Source organism: Nocardia sp. NPDC058633 (assembly GCF_042717045.1).
Taxonomy (GTDB): domain Bacteria; phylum Actinomycetota; class Actinomycetes; order Mycobacteriales; family Mycobacteriaceae; genus Nocardia.
On the sequence record NZ_JBHXRA010000002.1, the window covers coordinates 50,325 to 71,109 of the forward strand.

Consider the following 20,785-nt stretch of genomic DNA (forward strand, 5'->3'; position numbering starts at 1 on the left):
CGCCGGGTATTTCCCCCGTCCGCAGATCTCGCCGTTCCTCACAAGAAGCCGCCCAGGATGCGGCCCACCAGACCCATGTTCTCCGGGCGGTCGAAGTCCCCGTGTGCGCAGTCCACGTCGAAGATGTCCATGCGTCCCCGGATGTACGGTCGCCAGGCCTGCTCAAGCTCGCTCTTGGCATCGACCGGCCGGTTGCCCTCCACGTCGACGGCCGCGGCGAAGATGGTTGCGCCGCCGTCATATACGGGCGTGGAGAACTCGGCCAGCAGGGTGCTGTTGTTGATCAGTACCTTTGTCGCCCGCTCCGCCAGACTGTGGACGGCCGGGGAGTCGAGCTGATCGCCGAATCTGTCGACCACCCACGCCGTGATACCGGCCATGGCGTCGTCTTCGGAGACGTCGGGTTCGGGGTCGGTGGTGATCGGCGGTTTGCTGTCCATGATGGCGAGCAGGCCGATCGCCTTTCCGCGCCGAGCGAGTTCGGCCGCCAGCGAATGCGCGACGATGCCGCCGTAGGACCAACCGAGCAGGAAATAGGGCCCGTCCGGTTGGTGAGCGATGATCTGGTCGGTGTAGTCCTGGATCATCTCCGCGAAGGAACTCGCCAACGGGCCACTCTCGAGGCCGCGTGACTGCATGGCGTAGATCGGCCGTTCGGGGAGGTCTCGTCCGAGTTGCTGGTAGAACCAGCCGAGACCGCCGCCGGGGTGAAGGCACCACAGCGGCTGCTGCGATCCGGAACTCTTCAGAACGAGCACCTGGTCGAAATCGCTACCCGCGGTGCCGTCGTCGAGCCGGGTCGCCAGTTCGGCGACGGTGGGAGCGTCGAAGATCACCCGGACGGGCACTTCCACTCCCAAGGTCGCACGGATACGGCTGGTGAGCCGAGTCGCCAGCAGAGAGTGCCCGCCCAAAGCGAAGAAGTCGTCGTTGGTGCCGACCCTGCCGATGCCCAATATCTCGGCGAACAATGCGGCCAAGGCCTGTTCCCGCTCTGTGCGCGGCGCCCGATATTCCCTCGCGGACAACAGTTCCGGGTCGGGTAGCGCCGCGCGATCGAGCTTTCCGCTGGCCGTCAGCGGAACCGACTCCAGCACCAGCACCGCTGCGGGCACCATGAATTCCGGCAACCGTTCGGCCGCCCAGCGACGCACATCGGCGGCCAACAGGCCCGCCTGCGGATTGTTCGCGTACCCGGCGAGACCGCCCCCGGCTCCCGAGGTGAGGTAGACGTCGGTCAACGGACGACCCCGGGCGCAGTCGTGCCCGAGGAATACCGCATCCATGCGTCCCGGCTCTGCGGACCAGGTGACCGCGCTCGTGTAGCCGAGCCGCTGCCCCAGCACATACAGGTCCTCGGGCAACAGACCCACATCCACCCGGTCGGCCATGTCCGGGAGGATCCCCTCGAATCCGGCTGCGAGCGGGCCGGTTCGGTCACGTTCCGATGCGCGCTGCCCCGCTCGGATGCGCTGTGTTGCGGCGATCTGGCCGACGAGCCCGGCATGGGGAATGCCCGTCACACGGATGCCCTCGGGATGGGAGTCCCCCAGGAATTCCGGCAGCGAATCGAGCTCACCGAACGCGACTTGCGGTACATCGGCCACCGAGATCGACGTCAGCGGCGCCTTGTGCAGGACGACGTCGTATCGATACCGGGTCAACTCGTCGACCGAATACCCACGCTTGAGTCGAATATCGACAGCACCGAACCCGATACCGTCACCGCACAACGTTGAGAAGAACTCCGGGGCCAGCAACAATTCCTGCTCGGCGGCGATGTCTCGGCGAACCCGATCGGCCACCACCGCCGGATCATCGTCACCGCCACGGCTCACCTGCACCGCCGTCGCGAACTCTTCCAGCAGCGCGAAGTTGCGCACATCGCCGACGAACACGGCACCGCCCGGAGCCAACAGCCCCGACACCCGTTCCAGAACAGTCCAGAGATAGCCCTGGCTGGGGAAGTACTGGACAACGGAGTTCACGACTACCGTGTCGAAAAAGCCCTCGGGCAGTCCACCGATGTCGTCGGCCGCCTGAGCACGCAACACCACCCGATCGACCCACTCCTGTCCCACACCGGCCAGCTGCTCACCCAAGGACGAAATCGTCGCCCCCGACAAGTCCGTGGCCCAATACTCCCCGCAGTCCGGCGCCACCTGCGACATCAACAACCCCGACCCCACACCGATCTCGAGCACCCGGCCGAGATCCAACTCACGAATCCGATCGACCGTCACCGACCGCCATTCCCGCATCTGCTCCAACGGAATCGGCGCACCGGTGTAGCTACTGTTCCAGCCACCGAAGTCGGAGCCGAACTCGACGTCTTCCGCGGAGCCGGACGGCTCGGTGTCCGCGTTGGTCACACCCGAATACAGGTCGTCGTAGACCCGGCGCCACTGCCCCACCAGTTCGTCTTCGCCGGCGACCGGCCCTGACCTGTCCGCCACCACATAGCCGACCAGTTGCTTACCGCCGGTGTCGACTTCCCGTGCGACCACGATGGCTCGAGAAACCGAAGGATGTTGCGCCAGGACGGTTTCGACCTCGCCGGGCTCGACCCGGAAGCCACGGATCTTGACCTGGTCGTCACTACGGCCCGCGAACTCCAGCTGTCCGTCGGCATTCCAGCGCACCACGTCACCGGTCCGATACAACCGACCGCCACCGGCCGGGTCGAACGGATCAGCGATGAACCGAGCCGCGGTCAGGCCCGCTTTGCCGTGGTACCCCCGCGCCAACTGCGCACCGGCCACATACAACTCACCGGCCACCCCGACAGACACCGGCGCGAGCCACGAATCCAGCACGTACACGCGCATATTGGCGACCGGCGTGCCGATGGGCACCACGGCGCCCGACTGCTCGCCGGGTACCCGCAGCGCTGTCACGTCGACTGTCGCCTCGGTCGGGCCGTAGAGGTTGTCGATGCGAATATCGCCGAAGCGGGCCCGGACCGCGTCGACCAGGGCGGCGGTGAGCGAATCGGCTCCCGTGTTCACCTGCCGCACACTGCGGAAGGGATCGCCGGGCACCGATTCGACGTGATCGACCAGCGCCGACAGCAGCGGCGGGGTCGCGAACATCTTCGTCACCGCCCTGCTCTCGACCAACCGGGTGATCTCGGCTGGATCCGACCGCTGCTCACCGGCGAGCACCACTGTGGCACCACCGCACAACGCGGGCCAGATCTCATAGGTGGAGGCATCGAAGGCGATCGAGGAATGCACCAGCACCCGATCCTCGCTGCCGACCGACCATGCCTGAGCAACCAGGTTCACCACGTTGCGGTGCGTGATTCCCACGCCTTTCGGCACCCCCGTCGAGCCGGAGGTGTAGATGACATAGGCCAGATTCTGCGATCGCGGCGTACCTGGCCGGACACCGTTGCGCGCACCGGGCGACTCCGTGGCGGCATCAAGGAAGAGCCGCGGTGTCGCTGTGTCCTCGGGCAGTACCTGCGCGGTCACCGAGTCGGTGACGATGACGAGCGGCGACGCGTCGGCGAGGACGAAGGCCAGCCGATCCGAGGGATATCCCGGATCGATCGGCAGATACCCGCCGCCGGCCTTCAAGACACCGAGCAGAGCCACGATCAGATCGGCCGACCTGGGCAAGGCGACCGCGACAAGGCCATCGGGCCCGACCCCGTACGAGGCCAAGCTCGCCGCCAGTCGATCAGCGCGACAGGCGAGTTCTCGATAGGAGATCTCGACATCACCGCACACCACGGCGACAGCGTCGGGGGCAGCGTCGACCTGTGCCTGGAACATCGCCACCAGGGTCAGGTTCGCGTCGACGGCGACGGCGGTCTTGTTCCACCGGTGCAGGACCAGTTCTTGTTCGCCGCTGTCGAGGACGTCGATCGACCCCACCGGAGCGCCCGGGTCCGACACCACCCGTCGCAGGATCCGCACCAACCGGGCCGCGATCGACTCCACCGTGGCGCGATCGAACAGGTCTGTCGCGTATTCGACGAAAGCGCCCCAGGGTTGCCCGACCGGCGCATCGGCGATATTGAAGAACAGGTCGAACCGCGCGGAGGCGACGGAGGCGTTGTAGGGCTCGAACTCGACACCCGAGAAGTCGAGTGTGGGCAGGGCATTGTTCTGGAATGCCAGCGACACCTGGAACAGCGGGTGATGGGCCGCCGAGCGCACCGGGTTGAGCATTTCCACCAGCAACTCGAAGGGCGCGTCCTGATTCTCGTAGGCCGCCAAGGACTTCGCCCGGATCTGTTCGACGATCTCACCGAACGTCGCGGCCGGGGCGACGGCGGTGCGCAGCACCCAGGTGTTGACGAAGAAGCCGACCAGGTCGGTCAACGCGTCGTCGGTACGGCCGGCGATCGGGGCGCCGATCGGAATGTCCTCGCCCGCACCGAGTTTGAACAACAGCACGGCCAATGCCGACTGCAACACCATCGACACCGTGGCGCCCGCGTCGGCGGCCATCCGCTCCAACCCGGTCCTGGTCGGGGCGTCGATGGCGAACATCACCAGGTCCCCGCGGTAGCTCGCCACCCGGGGGCGCGGCCGGTCGACGGGCAACCGCAGCTGCTCGGGCACACCGTCGAGTTCGTCTCGCCAGTAGTCGAACTGACGCGTCAGCACGCTGTCTGGCTCGTCGGGCGAACCGAGCAACTCCTGCTGCCACAGCGTGTAATCCACGTACTGCACCGGCAACGGCCGCCAACCCGGCGCCCGATGCTCGAGGCGCGCCGAATACGCCGTAGCCAGGTCCTGCAGCAGGGGCGCCATCGACCAACCGTCCCCGGCGATGTGGTGGATCAACAACACCAGCACACACTCGTCATCGCCGCCGCGGACCACCGTGACCCGGATCGGGATCTGGGTCGACAGATCGAACCCGTACCGCACCGCCGCGTTCACCGCCGGCTCCACGTCAGCGGGGGCCACGTCGATCACCGCGAACGGCACCTCGACGCTGTCGCTCACCCGCTGGGACGGGACACCGTCGACCTCCACGAAGGCCGTCCGCAAGGTCTCGTGCCGGGCCACCACATCGTCGACGGCGACGCGCAAGACCGACACGTCCACCCCGCGCAGCCGCACCGTCAACGGAATGTTGTAAGTGGCGGACGGGCCTTCCAGGCGGTGGATGAACCACAACCGCCGCTGCGCGAACGACAGCGGAACGATCTCCGGGCGCGGCCGAGGCGCCAGCATCGTGCGCACCGCTCCCCCTGGATCGACCCTGCTCGCCAACTGCGCCACCGTCGGTGCGTCGAAGACGGTCCGGATCGGCACCTCGATCCCCAACACCACCCGGATCCGGCTGACCAGCCGGGTGGCCAGCAGCGAGTGTCCGCCCAGCTCGAAGAAGCTGTCGTCTACTCCCACCCGCTGAACTCCGAGGATTTCGCGGAACAGCTCGGTCAGCGCCTTCTCCCGCGTAGTACTCGGCGGCCGAAAGCGCACCGAGGACACCAATTCCGGCTCCGGCAACGCCGCCCGATCCAGTTTCCCGTTGGCGGTCAACGGCACCGACTCGATCACCATCACCACGGCGGGCACCATGAACTCCGGCAACCGGTCGGCGGCGAACAGTCGCACCGCTCGGCCGTCGAGTTCGTCGAGGTGGTCGGGGACCACGTAGCCGATGAGCTGCTTGCCGCCGGTGTCGGTATCGCGTGCCACCACGACCGCCTGGGTCACCGAAGGGTGTTGCGAGAGTGCGTCGGCGACCTCGCCCGGCTCGACCCGGAACCCCCGGATCTTGACCTGATCGTCGAGTCGGCCGAGGAATTCCACCTGGCCGCCACTGGTCCAGCGCACCATGTCGCCGGTCCGATACAGACGACCGCCGGCCGGATCGAACGGGTCGGCGACGAAACGGGCCGCGGTCAAACCGCTCCGACCGTGATAGCCGCGCGCCAACTGCGCGCCCGCCACATACAGCTCACCCGCCACGCCCACCGGTGTCGGCGCCAGCCACGCATCCAACACGTATACCCGCACATTGGCCAGCGCGGATCCGATCGGCACCGAGGCCGCGCCGCCTTCCTCGGCGTCGAACAGCGTCGTGAACACCGTGGTCTCGGTCGGACCGTAGCCATTGGTCACCGTCACGCCATCGATGCGGTCGTGCAGTCGGTCCACCAGTGCCGAGCCGAGTTCCGCACCACCGGCGATCACCTGCTCGACACTCTGGAACACGCCGGCTGGCAATGTATTCGCGTGATCGAGTAGCGCCCACAGCAAACCCGGTGTTCCGAACAGCTTCGTCACCGACCGGTCGGCGATCAGCGCCGCGAGCTCGGCCGGGTCCGAACGCTGCGCCCTCGCGAGCACCACGGCGCCGCCGCTGATCAGCGCGGGCCAGATCTCGTAGGTCGAGACATCGAAAGCGACCGAGGAGTGCACGAGTACCCGTTCCCCGGGGCCGGTCGACCACTTCTGGGAAGCGAGGTTGAGCAGGTTGCGATGGCTCACCGCAACGCCTTTGGGCACACCGGTCGAACCGGAGGTGTAGATCAGGTACGCCACGTTGCCCGGCCGCGCGGCCGCGAACGGTACCTCGTGGTCGCCGGGTTCGAACGTGTTCAGGTAGAGACGAGGTGTGGTGGTGTCGGGGAGTATCTCAGCGGTGACAGGTTCGGTCACAATGACGACCGGGGCGGCGTCGGCGAGAATGAACGTCAGTCGATCCGAGGGATAGGCCGGATCGATCGGCAGATACCCGCCGCCCGCTTTCGACACGGCGAGCAACGCCACGATGAGCTCTACCGACTTGGGCAGCGCCACCGCGACGATCGCGTCGGGACCGACACCCCGCGAGATCAGCTCGCGGGCCAGCCGATCGGTTCGGGTGTCGAGTTCCCGGTAGGTGAGTTCGGTGGCGGCGCAGATGACCGCCACCGCGTCCGGGGCCGCGGCGACCTGTGCGCGAAACCGTTCGACGACGGTGATGTCGGGGATCTCGGTCGCGGTGTCATTCCACTTGTGCAGCACCAGTTCTCGCTCGTCGGTGCCGAGAACATCGATCTCTCGCACCGCGGTGGCGGGGTCGGCCGCGACCTGCCGCAGTATCCGTGTCAACCGTGTCGCCATCGCCTCCACCGCGGGCCGGTCGAACACATCGGTGCGATATTCCAGGTGCAACGTCAGGGCGGGGGTGGCATTGGCGATGAGGGTCAGTGGGTAGTGGGAGGGGGTGTTGGGGCGCGGGTCGGTGATGGCGATGCCGCTGGTGGACACCGCTTCCCCGATCCCGGTGTGATCGACGGGGTAGGACTCGAACGCGATCAGGGTGTCGAACAAGATGTTCAGCCCCACGGCCTGATGAATGTCGCTCAGTCCGATGTGGTGCCAGTCCAGCAGGGCGGCCTGACGAGCTTGCAGACCGACCAGCACGTCCGCCACCGTGTCACCGGGATCGATGAGTACGCGCACCGGCACCGTATTGATGAACAACCCGACCATCGCATCGACACCGATGATCGACGGCGGCCGACCCGACACCGTGGCACCGGCGATCACATCGCGGCGGCCGGTCGTTACGGCCAATGCCATTCCCCAGCCACCTTGCACGATGGTGTTCACGGTGACCCCCAGCGCCGAGGCTTGCCTGCTCAGCGCCGAAGCCACGGTCGCGGACAGGGGCACTTCGACCCGCTCGACGCCGACCTCGGGAGAAGTACCGCCGACTGTGTCGGCGCCGTCGGCGAGGAGGGTGGGTTCCCGGACGCCTCGTAGCTCGTGGGTCCACGCCTCGAGACCGGATTGGGAACCTTGGCGGTGCAGCCATTTCAGGAAGTCCGTGTACTCCGGACCCTGCGACATGGCGGTGCTGTCGCCGTCGGAACCGTAGAGGCGCAACAGGTCCTGGATGAGTAGCGGCAACGACCAGCCGTCGAGCAGCACATGATGGGCGGTGACCACCAGCTCGCTCCGTTGATCGGTCATCGGTACGAGCGTCAAGCGCAGCAGGGGTGCGACGGCGGTGTCGAAGTGCGCGTTCTGGTCTTCGGTCAGCACCCGATCCAAGGCTGCGGCTCGTGCGCCGGGGTCGATATCGCGCAGATCGATTATCCGCCAAGGCAATTCGACGCCATCGACTACTACTTGGATCGTGTTTCCGGCACGATCGTCGGTGAAAGCCACCCGCAGGTTGGGATAGCGGTCCAGCAGAGCCTGCCCGGCTACCCGCAATCGGGCAGTGTCCACTCCGCCGGTCAGGCCGAAGACGACCTGCATGTGGTAGGCGTCGAAACCCGACCCTGCCATCTCCTGGTGGAACAGCAACCCCGACTGCATCGGCGTCAACGGCCACACATCCACCAACCCCGGATACCGCTGTTCCAATACCTCGATCTCGCTTTGATCCAGGTCGACCATCGACAAGTCGGACGGCGTCAGACCGCCCGCCGCCGCGGTCGTGGCGTGGCGAGCCAGACCGAGCACCGCGCTGTGCCACAGCTGCGCCAACTCCCCGATCTCGTTCTCCGACAGCACTCCCGTCGGCGCGGCGAACACCGCCCGCAGGACCGGTCCGTCCTCGGTGTCGACGACCATCGCGTTGACATCGAGTACCGCCAATGCGGGCATCGCCGACGTCGCCGGATCCAGCGGGGTGATCAGCTGTCCGGCATCCACCGACGGCGTCCAGCCCGCGCCGCGCAGTCGCTGCGGCAGCAGATCGGTGGAGGTGAAGCGCCCCAGATAGTTGAACCCGATCTGGCCGGCCGAGAACCGTCGCAGATCAGCAGCGGTGTCCGGATTCAAATACCGCAGCATGCCGAAGCCGATGCCCTTGTCCGGCACCGCGCGCAACTGCTCTTTCACCGACTTGACCAGCGTGCCGACAGCGGGACCGCCGGCGCAGACCTGGTCCCAGTCCGTCGAGTCCGCACGGAACCGCACCGGGAACATGCTGGTGAACCAACCCACGGTGCTCGACAGATCGGCACCGGTGACAGCGCCTTCTTCGCGACCGTGACCTTCCAGCCGGACCAGCACCGACTTCTCGTCCACGCCCCTGCCACGGCGCCAGCGGGTGACCGCCGCGGTCAAGGCCGCCAGCAGGCCGTCGTCGACACCACCGTGGAACAGGGCGGGCACGGTGGTCACCAAGATTTCGGTCTCGGCCGGCGGAATCCGCACGCCGACATTGCGGGCGGTGGCCATGACATCGACAGTCGGATCCAACGGCCTGGTGCCCAGCAGCGGATCAGGCCCGTCCAGGGTCGCACGCCACCAAGCCAGTTCCGCCACTCGCTCCGGTCGGCTCGCCTGCTCGACCAAACCATGTGCCCACCGCCGCAACGAAGTTCCGGCGCCCACCGTGCTCGGCACCGACCCCGCGGATGCGGCCTGCCAGGCCATCGCCAAGTCCGGCAACAGGATTCGCCACGACACCCCATCGATGGCCAGGTGATGCGCCACGATCGACAACCTGCCCGGCTGCGCGGGTCCGGCATCGAACCACACGAACTGCACCATCACCCCCGCCGAGGGCGCCAATCGGCCCGCGGCCGCCGCCAGTTGCTCGACGACCGCCGCGGCACCGTCGTGCCGGTCCAGGACGCGGTGCAGCAGCCGGTCGACGTTCACCGCTCCCACGGGCGCCACCTCTAGTCCGGCGCCACGCTCGTCGTCGACCAACCGCGACCGCAGCACGTCATGACGATCGAGCACCGCCGTCAATGTGGTCACCAGTCCGGGCCGGTCTATGCCGAGCGGCAGATCGAGCAGCAACGATTGACTGAAGCCGTCGAATCCCGCCCCGCCCATGTCACGGACGAAGCGCGCCACCGGCAGCAATGGCATCCATCCGACCCCGCCGCCGGGCAGCTCCGCCAAAACCGGCGCCGAACCGGCCCGGTCGATCGATATCGCGGCCAATGCCGCTGCCGTCCGGTGCTCGAACACCTCCCGCGGGCTGATCTCCACCCCCAGTTCCCGTGCCCGCGACACCACTTGAATCGACCGGATACTGTCTCCGCCCAGTTCGAAGAAGCTGTCGTCCACGCCGACGCGTTCGAGTCCGAGCACTTCGGCGAAAACACCCGCCAAGACCTGTTCGTGTTCGGTGCCCGGCGCGCGATAGTGCGCCGACGAACTCAATTCCGGCTCCGGCAGGGCAGCGCGGTCGAGCTTTCCGTTCGGCAGCAACGGCACCGACTCGATCACCGTCACCGCCACCGGCACCATGAAGTCCGGCAGCAGCTCGGCCACGAAGGCGCGCACCAGTTTCGCGTCGAGCCCGACCACGCTGGTCCGATCGGCGACCACATACCCCAGCAGTTGCTTACCGGCGCCGATGTCACGAGTGATCACCACCGCTCGTGATACCGACGGGTGTTGTGCCAGTGCGGTTTCGACCTCGCCGGGTTCGACACGGAACCCGCGGATCTTGACCTGATCATCGGCTCGGCCCGCGAACTCCAATTGCCCGTCGGCGTTCCAGCGCACCACGTCGCCGGTGCGGTACAGCCGACCGCCACCGGTGGCGTCGAAGGGATCAGCGACGAACCTGGCCGCGGTCGGACCGGGCTTGCCGTGATATCCGCGCGCCAACTGCGCACCGGCGACGTACAACTCACCGGCCACTCCGACGGGCACCGGCGCCAACCACGAATCCAGGACATAGACACGCGTATTGGCCACCGGGGCACCGATCGGCACCACCGGGTTCACAGTGTCGGTGGGCACCACCAATGCCGTCACGTCGACCGTCGCCTCGGTCGGGCCGTAGAGGTTATCGATCCGAAGACCGTCGCATCGGGCTGTCAGTGCCTCGACCAACCCGCGGGTCAACGTATCGGCCCCCGTGTTCACCTGTCGCACAGTGCGCAGCGGATCACCTGGCACCGACCCGAGGTGCTCGACCACTGCGCCCAGCAGCGGCGGGGTAGCGAACATCATTGTCACCGAATGGTTTTGGATCAACCGGGTGATCTCCACCGGATCCGATCGCTGCTCGCTCGCGATCACCAACGTCGCGCCACCGCACAGCGCGGGCCAGATCTCGTAGGTGGAGGCATCGAAGGCGACCGAGGAGTGCATCAGCACCCGATCCCCCGGCCGCGCCGTCCATGCCTGAGCGATCAGATTCGCGACATTGCGGTGGGTGATGCCAACGCCTTTCGGCACGCCGGTGGAGCCGGACGTGTAGATCACGTACGCCAAGTTCTGCGGTGCCGCCACGGCGAACAGGCTCATTCCCTGTGCCACGTCGATGGTGTCGATGGTGTCGAGGCAGAGGCGCGCAACGGCATCGGGCAGCAGATGTGCGGTGACGGTGTCGGTGACCACGACGACCGGGGCGGCGTCGGTGAGGGCGAACGCCACCCGGTCGGAGGGGTAGGCCGGGTCGATCGGTAGGTAGGCGCCGCCGGTTTTCAGCACTGCCGACAAGGCCACGATGATCTCTGGTGACCGGGGCAGGGCGACCGCGACGATGGTGTCGGGGCCTACGCCGCGCTGCCGCAGGATGTGTGCGAGCTGCTCCGCGCGTGTGTCGAGTTCGCGGTAGGTGATTTCGGTGTCCGCGTATATCACCGCGACCGCGTTCGGAGTGCGCGCGACCTGTGCTCGCAACAGCTCGTCCAGGGTGCGGTCCGGGACATCGAGGGTGGTGTCGTTCCAGCGATGCAGCACCGCGTCGCGTTCCTCGGCGCCGAGAAGGTCGATCGACCCCACGGGTACGCCCGGATCGGTTGCGACTTGCCGCAGTATCCGGGCCAACCGCGCCGCGATCGCCTCGACCGTGGGTCCGTCGAAGGCGTCGGTGCGGTATTCGAGGCGCAGTTGCAGGGTGGGGTTCGCGGCGGCGAAGACGGTCAGCGGATAGTGCGTCGGAGCGTCCGAGCTCAGATCGGCGATGGCGATGCCGCTGGTGGTGGCCGCCGCACCGATTCCGGCCTGGTCGACGGGATAGGACTCGAATCCGATCAGCGTGTCGAACAGGACGTGCAGCCCGGTCGCCTGATGGATGTCGCTCAATCCCACATGGTGGTGATCGAGCAGGGCGACCTGACGGGCTTGCAAGCCGGTCAACACCTCGCCCAGGGTGTCGTGGGGACCGAAACGTACCCGCACCGGCACCGTGTTGATGAACAACCCGACCATCGCATCGATATTCGCGATCGACGGTGGACGACCGGAGACCGTGGCGCCGACCACGACGTCGTGCCGACCGGTCAACGCGCAGAGCAGAATTCCCCACGCGGCCTGCACAACGGTGTTCGCGGTGACCCCGAGCTCGCCGGCCCGCTTGCTCACCAGGGAGGCTGTTTCCGCGGACAGGGGTACCTCGACCCGTTCGACGCCCGCATTCTCGGCACCGCCGGTGTCGACCGCCAGCAGGGTGGGTTCATCGACACCGTCGAGTTCTTCGGTCCAGGCCCGCACCCCTGCGTCGGGGTCCTGACTGCCCAACCACTTCAGGAATTCCTGGTAGTCGGGCGCCTGCGGCATGTCCGTCGCATCGCCACCGGAGGCGTAGAAACGCAACAGGTCTCGAATGATCAGCGGCAGCGACCACCCGTCCATCAGTGCGTGGTGGGAGGTCAACACCAGTTCCGCACGGTGGTCGGCCATCAGCACCAGTGTCAGTCGCAGCAACGGCGGCGCTGCCGTATCGAAATGCGCGTCCCGGTCCTCGGCCAGCAATCTCCGCAGGGCCGCGTGGCGATCGGCGTCGTCGCGGTCACGCAGATCCAGGACATGCCAGGGCAATTCGACGTCGTCGACGACAACCTGCACGAGCTTGCCCCGAGAGCCTGCGACGAAGCCCGCCCGCAGATTCGGATACCGGTCCAGCAATGCTTGTCCGGCCGTGCGCATCCGGGCGGCGTCGACTCGGCCGGTCAATCCGAAAACGACCTGCATGTGATACGCATCCGCCATCGCCTGGTGGAACAGCAGGCCGGACTGCATCGCGGTCAACGGCCACACATCCACCAGGCCCTGGTATCGCTGCTCCAGCACGTCGATCTCGCCTTGACGCAGATCTACCAAGGGAAGGTCCGAAGGCGTCCAACCGCCCGGCGACGTCGTGGCGTATCGGGCCAAACCGAGCACCGCGCTGCGCCACAGGTCGGCCAGCTTCTCCGTGTCGGCCCGCGCCAGCACTCCATCAGGTGCCGTGAATCCCGCTTGCAAGACTGGACCCTCACCGGTATCGACGACGAGGGCGGTGACGTCGACCACCGACATCACCGGCATCGCCGGATCCGGGGCAGCGTTGGCTCCTGTCCCGACCGGGGTCCAGCCCGCTCCGCGCAGGCGTTGGGGCAGCAGGTCCGCGGCGGTGAAGCGACCCAGATAGTTGAATCCGAGCTGACCGGTCGAAAACTGTCGCAGCTCTGGGGCGGTATCGGGATTCGTATACCGCAGCAAGCCGAAACCGAGGCCTTTGTCGGGCACCGCACGCAATTGCTCTTTGATCGACTTGAACAAGGTCCCCGCTGCGACGCCGCCGGCACACACGTCGTCCCATTCCGGCGTGGTCGCGGTCAACCGCACCGGGTACACACTGGTGAACCAACCGACAGTGCTCGACAGGTCCGCCCCGCTGACAGCGTCCTCTTCGCGACCGTGACCTTCGAGTCGGATCAGCACAGAGTCTTCGTGCACGCCGCTGTCATAACGCCAGCGACTGACCGCCGCGGTCAACGCCGCCAACAAGCCGTCCTCCACGCCACCGTGGAACAGCGCGGGCAGTGTGGTCAACAATGCCTCGGTATCGACCGCCGAGAGCTCGACACCGACGCGGTGCACGGTTCCCATGACATCGACGGCCGGATCCAACGGGCGGGCGCCCACCAACGGGTCGGGTCCTTCCAGCGTCGAACGCCACCACGGCAATTGCGCCACCATCGCAGCCGACGCTGCCCGGTCGACCAGTCCGTGTGCCCACCGCCGCATCGATGTTCCCGCGGCCGACAACACCGGCGCCGACCCCGTCGACACCGCCTGCCACGCCGAAGCCAAGTCCGGCAACAGGATTCGCCACGACACCCCATCGATCACCAGATGGTGCGCCACGATCGACAACCTGCCCGGCTGCGCGGGTCCGGCATCGAACCACACGAACTGCACCATCACCCCTGCCGACGGCGCCAACCGACCCGCGGCGGCGGTCACCTGCGAGGCAATCGCACCCTGATCGTCGGACTCTGTTGCGACAGTGTCGATCTCGACGCGGCGGACGAGCCCGTCCACGTCGATCGCCCCGACCGGCGCCACCTCGAGTCCCGCGCCACGTTCGTCCTCGACCAACCGCGACCGCAGCACGTCGTGGCGACCGAGTACCGCCGTCAACGTCGCCACCAGCAGTGCCCGGTCGATACCCACCGGCAGATCCAGCAGCAGCGACTGCGTGAATCGATCGAATCCGGCGCCCGATTCGCGCACGAATCGAGCCGTCGGCAGCAATGGCATCCAGCCCACCGCGCCACCGCTCAACTCCGCCAACGGTGCGTCCGCGCCGTCACGGCCACGTGCGACGGCCGCCAATCCCGCCGCTGTGCGGTGCTCGAACACCTCACGCGGGCTGATCTCCAGCCCTGCTTCCCGCGCCCGCGACACCAGCTGAATCGAGCGGATGCTGTCCCCGCCCAATTCGAAGAAGCTGTCGTCCACGCCCACCCGGTCCAGTCCGAGTACGTCGGCGAACACGGCGGCCAGGATCTGTTCCCGGTCAGTACGCGGCGCCCGATAGCGCGCCGACGCGGTGAACTCGGGATCCGGCAAAGCGGCACGATCGAGTTTGCCGTTCGTGGTCAGGGGGAGCGCGTCGATCACCATCACCACCGCGGGCACCATGAACTCCGGCAATCGGTCGGCGGCGAAACCGCGCACCTGGGCACCGTCGAGTGCATCGCCGGACGGGCCGGCCTCGGCCACCACGTATCCGATCAGCTGATCGCTGTCGGCGACGACCACCGCCTGGGAGACCGAACGATGTTGTACCAGTGCGGCTTCGACCTCGCCCAACTCCACTCGGTATCCGCGGATCTTCACCTGATCATCGACACGGCCCCCGAACTCCAACTGCCCGTCTGTCGTCCAGCGCACGATGTCGCCGGTGCGATACATCCGGCCACCACCGGTCGGATCGAACGGGTCGGCCACGAACCGGGCCGCGGTCAGACCCGCCCGCCCCTGGTAGCCGCGTGTCACCTGCGCCCCGGCCACGTACAACTCGCCGGGCACACCGATGGGCACGGGCGCCAGCCACGCGTCCAGCACGAACACCCGGACGTTGCCCAAGGGCCGCCCGATCGGCACCGTTCCGTCCAGGTCGAGCTCTGCCACATGGTCGGTCACGCATGCTGTCGTCTCGGTGGGGCCGTATCCGTTCACCACCTGGATATCGGCGTACTGAGCGTGTACTCGGCGAACGATCGCCGCTGTCAGCTCGGCACCGCCTGCCACGACCCGCCGCAGACTGCGCAACGGACTGCCCGGCACGGATTCGGCGTGCTCGAGCAGCGCCGACAGCAGCGGCGGTGTGGCGAACATCTGTGTGACCGAACGCGATTCGACCACCTGGACGATCTCGTCCGGATCCGAGCGCTGCTCAGCGGCGATCACCAGCGTCGCGCCACCACACAGCGCGGGCCAGATCTCGAAGCCCGATGCGTCGAAGGCGACCGAGGAATGTGCGAGCACCCGGTCCCCCGGCTCCATCTGCCATGCCCGGGCAACGAGATTGACCACGTTCCGATGCGTGACCCCAACACCTTTCGGCACACCGGTGGACCCGGACGTGTAGATCACCTGCGCCAAATTCCGCGGGTTCACCGCAACGCGATCGAGGACAGAGCGGTCCCCTCGGTCGACACTGTCGAGCGTCGCGACGAGATCGGGGGCGTCGAGGCAGACCTGTGGCACCGTCGTGGGCGGCAACAACGCCGCGGTCCGCGAATCGGTCACCACGACGACCGGTGCGGCGTCGGCGAGGATGAACGCCAACCGATCCGAGGGGTATCCGGCATCGATCGGCAGGTACGCGCCGCCTGCCCGCAGGACTGCCGAGATGGCCACGATCAACTCTGTGGACCGCGGCAATGCCACTGCGACGACGTGATCCGCGCCGATCCCGTATGCGACCAGAACGTGCGCGAGCCGATCCGCACGGGCACCGAGTTCCCGATAGGTCAGCTCGGTGTCACCGCAGACGACCGCGACCGCATCGGGAGTCAGGGAAACTCGCGCCCGGAACAGGTCGATCAGGGTGGTGTCGGGGGTTTCCCCGGCGGTGTCGTTCCAGCGGCGCAGCACCGCATCGCGTTCGTCGGCATCGAGAACGTCGAGCGCTCCGACCACGGCATCGGGCTCCGACACGACCTGATGCAGCAATCGCACCAACCGGGCCACCATCGACTCGACCGTGGACCGATCGAACAACTCGGTCGCGTATTCGACCAGACCACTCCACCGATCGCCCGCGACACTGTCGGCGATGTTGAAGAACAAGTCGAACCGTGACGCCGCAACAGACGCGCCGTAGGGCTCGAATCCCGCGCCCGGCAGATCCAGGGCGGGCAAGGAGTTGTTCTGGAAGGCCAACGACACCTGGAACAGGGGATGGTGCGCCGCCGAACGAGGCGGGTTGAGCAACTCTACGAGCAATTCGAACGGAATATCCTGATTCTCGTAGGCCGACAAGGCCTTCGCTCTGACCTGACCGAGGACCTCGGCGAACGACATCGTCGCCGAGACCCTCGCGCGCAGCACCCAGGTGTTGACGAAGAAGCCGACCAGATCGGCGAGGTTCTCGTCGGTCCGGCCCGCGATCGGCGAGCCGAGCGGAATATCCTCGCCCGCACCGAGTTTCACCAGCAAGACGACCAAGGCCGACTGCAACACCATCGACACCGTCGCGTTCTCACGGCCCGCCAGACGCTCGACGGCGGCACGGAGCTCGGGATCGATGTCGAACGCCACCACATCGCCCCGGTGGCCGGCGACCCGCGGGCGCGGGCGATCCGTCGGCACTGACAACTGTTCGGGCAAACCTGCCAGTTCAGCGCGCCAGTAGTCGAATTGCCGCGACAGCATGCTGTCGGGGTCGGCCGAGGAGCCCAGCATTTCCCGCTGCCACAGTGTGTAGTCCACGTACTGGACCGGCAACGGTGTCCACTGTGGTTCCCGACCGGTCGAGCGGGCCGCGTAGGCCACGGAGAGATCGCGCAGCAGCGGGCCCATCGACCAGCCGTCACCGGCGATGTGGTGGATCAGCAAGACGAGAATGTGCTCGTCGTTGCCGCATCGAAACACGTCGGCACGCAACGGGATCTGCGATGCCAGGTCGAAGGTGTACCGCGCCGCGGAGGTCACCGCCGCGTCGACCTCGGCAAGGTCGGGTTCGGCGACGGTGAAGGGGACCTCGACGCTGTCGGTATCGAGGACCTGCTGGCGGGGCACACCGTCGGTATCGACGAAGACGGTGCGCAGACTTTCGTGGCGAGCGACGACATCGCCGATCGCCGCCCGCAAGGCCGCGACATCGAGCCCACGCAACCGCACCGCCAGCGGGATGTTGAACGTCGCGGAGGGGCCCTCCAGCCGGTGGATGAACCACAACCGCCGCTGCGCGAACGACAGCGGAACCACCTCCGGTCGAGGTAGCGCCGCCACAGGTGGGCGCATCCGAATTCCCGCATCGAGGCGGGTCGCCAACTGCGCCACTGTCGGAGCGTCGAAGATCGTTCGAATCGCGACCTCGGCGCCCAGTTCCACCCGGATCCGGCTCGCCAGGCGGGTGGCCAGCAGGGAATGGCCCCCCAGAGTGAAGAAGCTGTCGTCGACCCCGACCCGGTCGAGCCCGAGCACACCGGCGAACAACTCCGCCAACTTGCGTTCCTCGTCAGTGCCCGGCGCGCGGTAGGGCACCGACGATCCGAGCTCCGGCACGGGCAACGCGGCGCGATCCACTTTGCCGCCTACGGTCAACGGCACCGCGTCGATCACCATCACCACCGCGGGCACCATGAAGTCCGGCAGCCGTTCGGCCACGAACCGGCGCACCTGAGCGCCGTCGAGCCCGTCGTTCCCGTCACGGTCGGCGACCACATACCCGACCAATTGCTTGCCACCGGTGTCGGTGTCACGGGTGACCACCACGGCCTGAGATACCGACTCGCAGTGGGCCAGGACAGATTCGACCTCGCCCAACTCGACCCGGAACCCACGGATCTTGACCTGATCGTCGCTTCGGCCCGCGAATTCCAGCGTGCCGTCGGCGTTCCAGCGCACCACATCGCCGGTCCGGTACAGCCGGCCGTCTCCGGCCGGGTCGAACGGATCGGCGACGAACCGGGCAGCGGTCGATCCGGGTCGTCGGTGATAGCCGCGAGCCAGCTGCGCACCGGCCACATACAGCTCGCCGGCCACCCCGACGGGTACCGGCGCAAGCCACGAATCCAGCACGTATACCCGCGTATTGGCGACCGGCGCGCCGATCGGCACGACCGCGTCCACGTCGCCGGCCGGCACACGGTAGGACGTCACATCGACCGTCGCCTCGGTCGGGCCGTACAGATTCTCGATTCGGATATCGCCGAAGGTGGCGCGTATCGCGCGCACCAGGCCCGGGGTGAGCGTGTCAGCCCCGGTGTTCACCTGCCGCACACTGCGAAACGGGTCACCCGGTGTGGATCGCACCTGCTCGACCAAGGCCGACAACAACGGCGGCGTCGCGAAAAGTTCTGTCACCGAGCGGGTTTCGACCAACCGGGTGATCTCCGCCGGATCCGACCGTTGTTCACCGGCGAGCACCAAGGTCGCGCCCCCGCACAGGGCGGGCCAGATCTCATAGGTCGAGGCGTCGAAGGCGATCGAGGAGTGCACCAGCACCCGATCCCCCGGCTCCACCGTCCACGCCTGAGCTACCAGGTTCACGACATTGCGGTGGGTGATCCCGACTCCCTTGGGCACACCGGTGGAACCGGACGTGTAGATCACATACGCCAGGTTGTGCGCTCCCGGCGCATTCCGGGCGCCGGCACCGGCCGCGTCAGCTTCCGAGGGCTCGACGTCGGTGAGGTACAACTGCGGAATATCTTGGTGCGGCAGCAGATTCGCCGTAGCCCGGTCGGTCACGACGACAACCGGTGCGGTGTCCGCGAGGACGAACGCCAACCGATCCGACGGGTACGCCGGGTCGATCGGCAGATACCCACCACCTGCCTTCACCACCGCCACCAACGCCACGATCAGGTCCGCGCTTCGCGGCAAGGCGACTGCGACGATGCTGTCGGCGCCCACCCCCCGGGCGACCAAAGCCCGCGCGAGCAGTTCAGCCCGGCTGTCGAGTTCGCCGTAGGTCAGCTCGGTGCTACCGCAGACGAGCGCGACCGCCTCCGGTGTTCGGCCGACCCTGGCCTCGATCAACCCCGCGAGGGTGGTCTCGGCGAGGTCGACGGTGGTCTCGTTCCACCGATGCAGCACGTCCTCGCGTTCCTCGGCGTCGAGCACGTCGATCGCGCCCACCGGCCGGTCGGCGTCCACGGCGATCGAGCCCAGTATCCGCACGAACCGCGCCGCCATGGCCTCGACGGTGGTCCGATCGAACAGATCCGTCGAGTATTCGAGGTGCACGTCCCACCCGGGAGCGTCACCGCTGCCGGACACCGAATCGGTGATGGTGAAGGTCAGATCGAAGCGGGATGTCGTGGCGGGCATGGCATAGGGCTCGAACCCGACTCCCGCCAGCTCCAGGGTGGGTGCGGTGTTGTTCTGCATGCTCAGCAGCACCTGGAACAGGGGGTGGTGTGCTGCCGAGCGTGCCGGGTTGAGCAATTCCACCAGTAGTTCGAACGGGACATCCTGATTCTCGTAGGCGGCGAGGGCCTTCGCGGCGACCTGGCCGAGGATCGCGGTGAACGACGTCCCCGGCGAGACCCGCGTCCGCAACACCCACGTGTTGATGAAGAACCCGACCAGGTCGTTCAGTGCGTCATCGGTGCGGCCCGCGATCGGTGACCCGATCGGAATATCTTCTCCGGCACCGAGTTTGAACAACAGCACCGCCAAGGCTGCCTGCAACGCCATCGCCGCGGTCGCGCCTTCTCGGGCCGCGCAACGTTGCAGTCCCGCCCTGATCCGGCCGTCGATGCCGACGACCACCAGATCGCCCGCGTAGCTCGCCACCCGTGGCCGTGGTCGGTCTGTCGGCAGTCGCAGCTGTTCGGGCAGATCGTCGAGTTCGGCTCGCCAGTAGTCGAATTGGCGCGACAGTACGCTGTCGGGGTCGGTCGGCGAACCCAGCAGTTCCTGCTGCCACAGCGTGTAGTCGACGTACTGCACCGGCAGTGGCTCCCACTGCGGCTGCCTGCCCGCTCGACGTGCCGCGTACGCCTGCGACAGGTCACGCAACAGCGGCGTCATCGACCAGCCGTCGCCGGCGATGTGGTGAATCAGCAGCACCAGCACGCACTCGTCGGCGCCACACCGGAACACGGTGGTGCGTATCGGGATCTCGCAGGACAGATCGAAGGCGTAGCGCGTGGCCGCGGTGACGGCCCGGTCCAACTGCTCGGCCGCGACATCGGTGACCGTCACCGGCACCTCGACGCTGTCGGTGTCGAGTACTCGCTGGGTGGGCACGCCGTCGGCTTCGACGAAGATCGTGCGCAGGCTTTCGTGCCGGGCCACGACATCACCCACCGCGGCCGCGAACGCCGATGCGTCGAAGACACCGGCCAATCGAACCGTGACCGGCATGTTGTAGGTGGCGGAAGGCCCTTCCAGCCGATGGATGAACCACATCCGGCGCTGGGCGAACGACAACGGAATCATGA

General features: G+C 67.1%; 1 protein-coding gene. It reads right to left on the reverse strand.

From position 1 onward, the window contains the following. Window positions 1-38: 38 nt before the first annotated feature. Window positions 39-20,783, reverse strand: coding sequence for a non-ribosomal peptide synthase/polyketide synthase (locus tag ACFWUR_RS02475; protein ID WP_378900712.1), 20,745 nt, complete (start codon window positions 20,781-20,783; stop codon window positions 39-41). Between the last annotated feature and the right edge of the window lie 2 nt (window positions 20,784-20,785).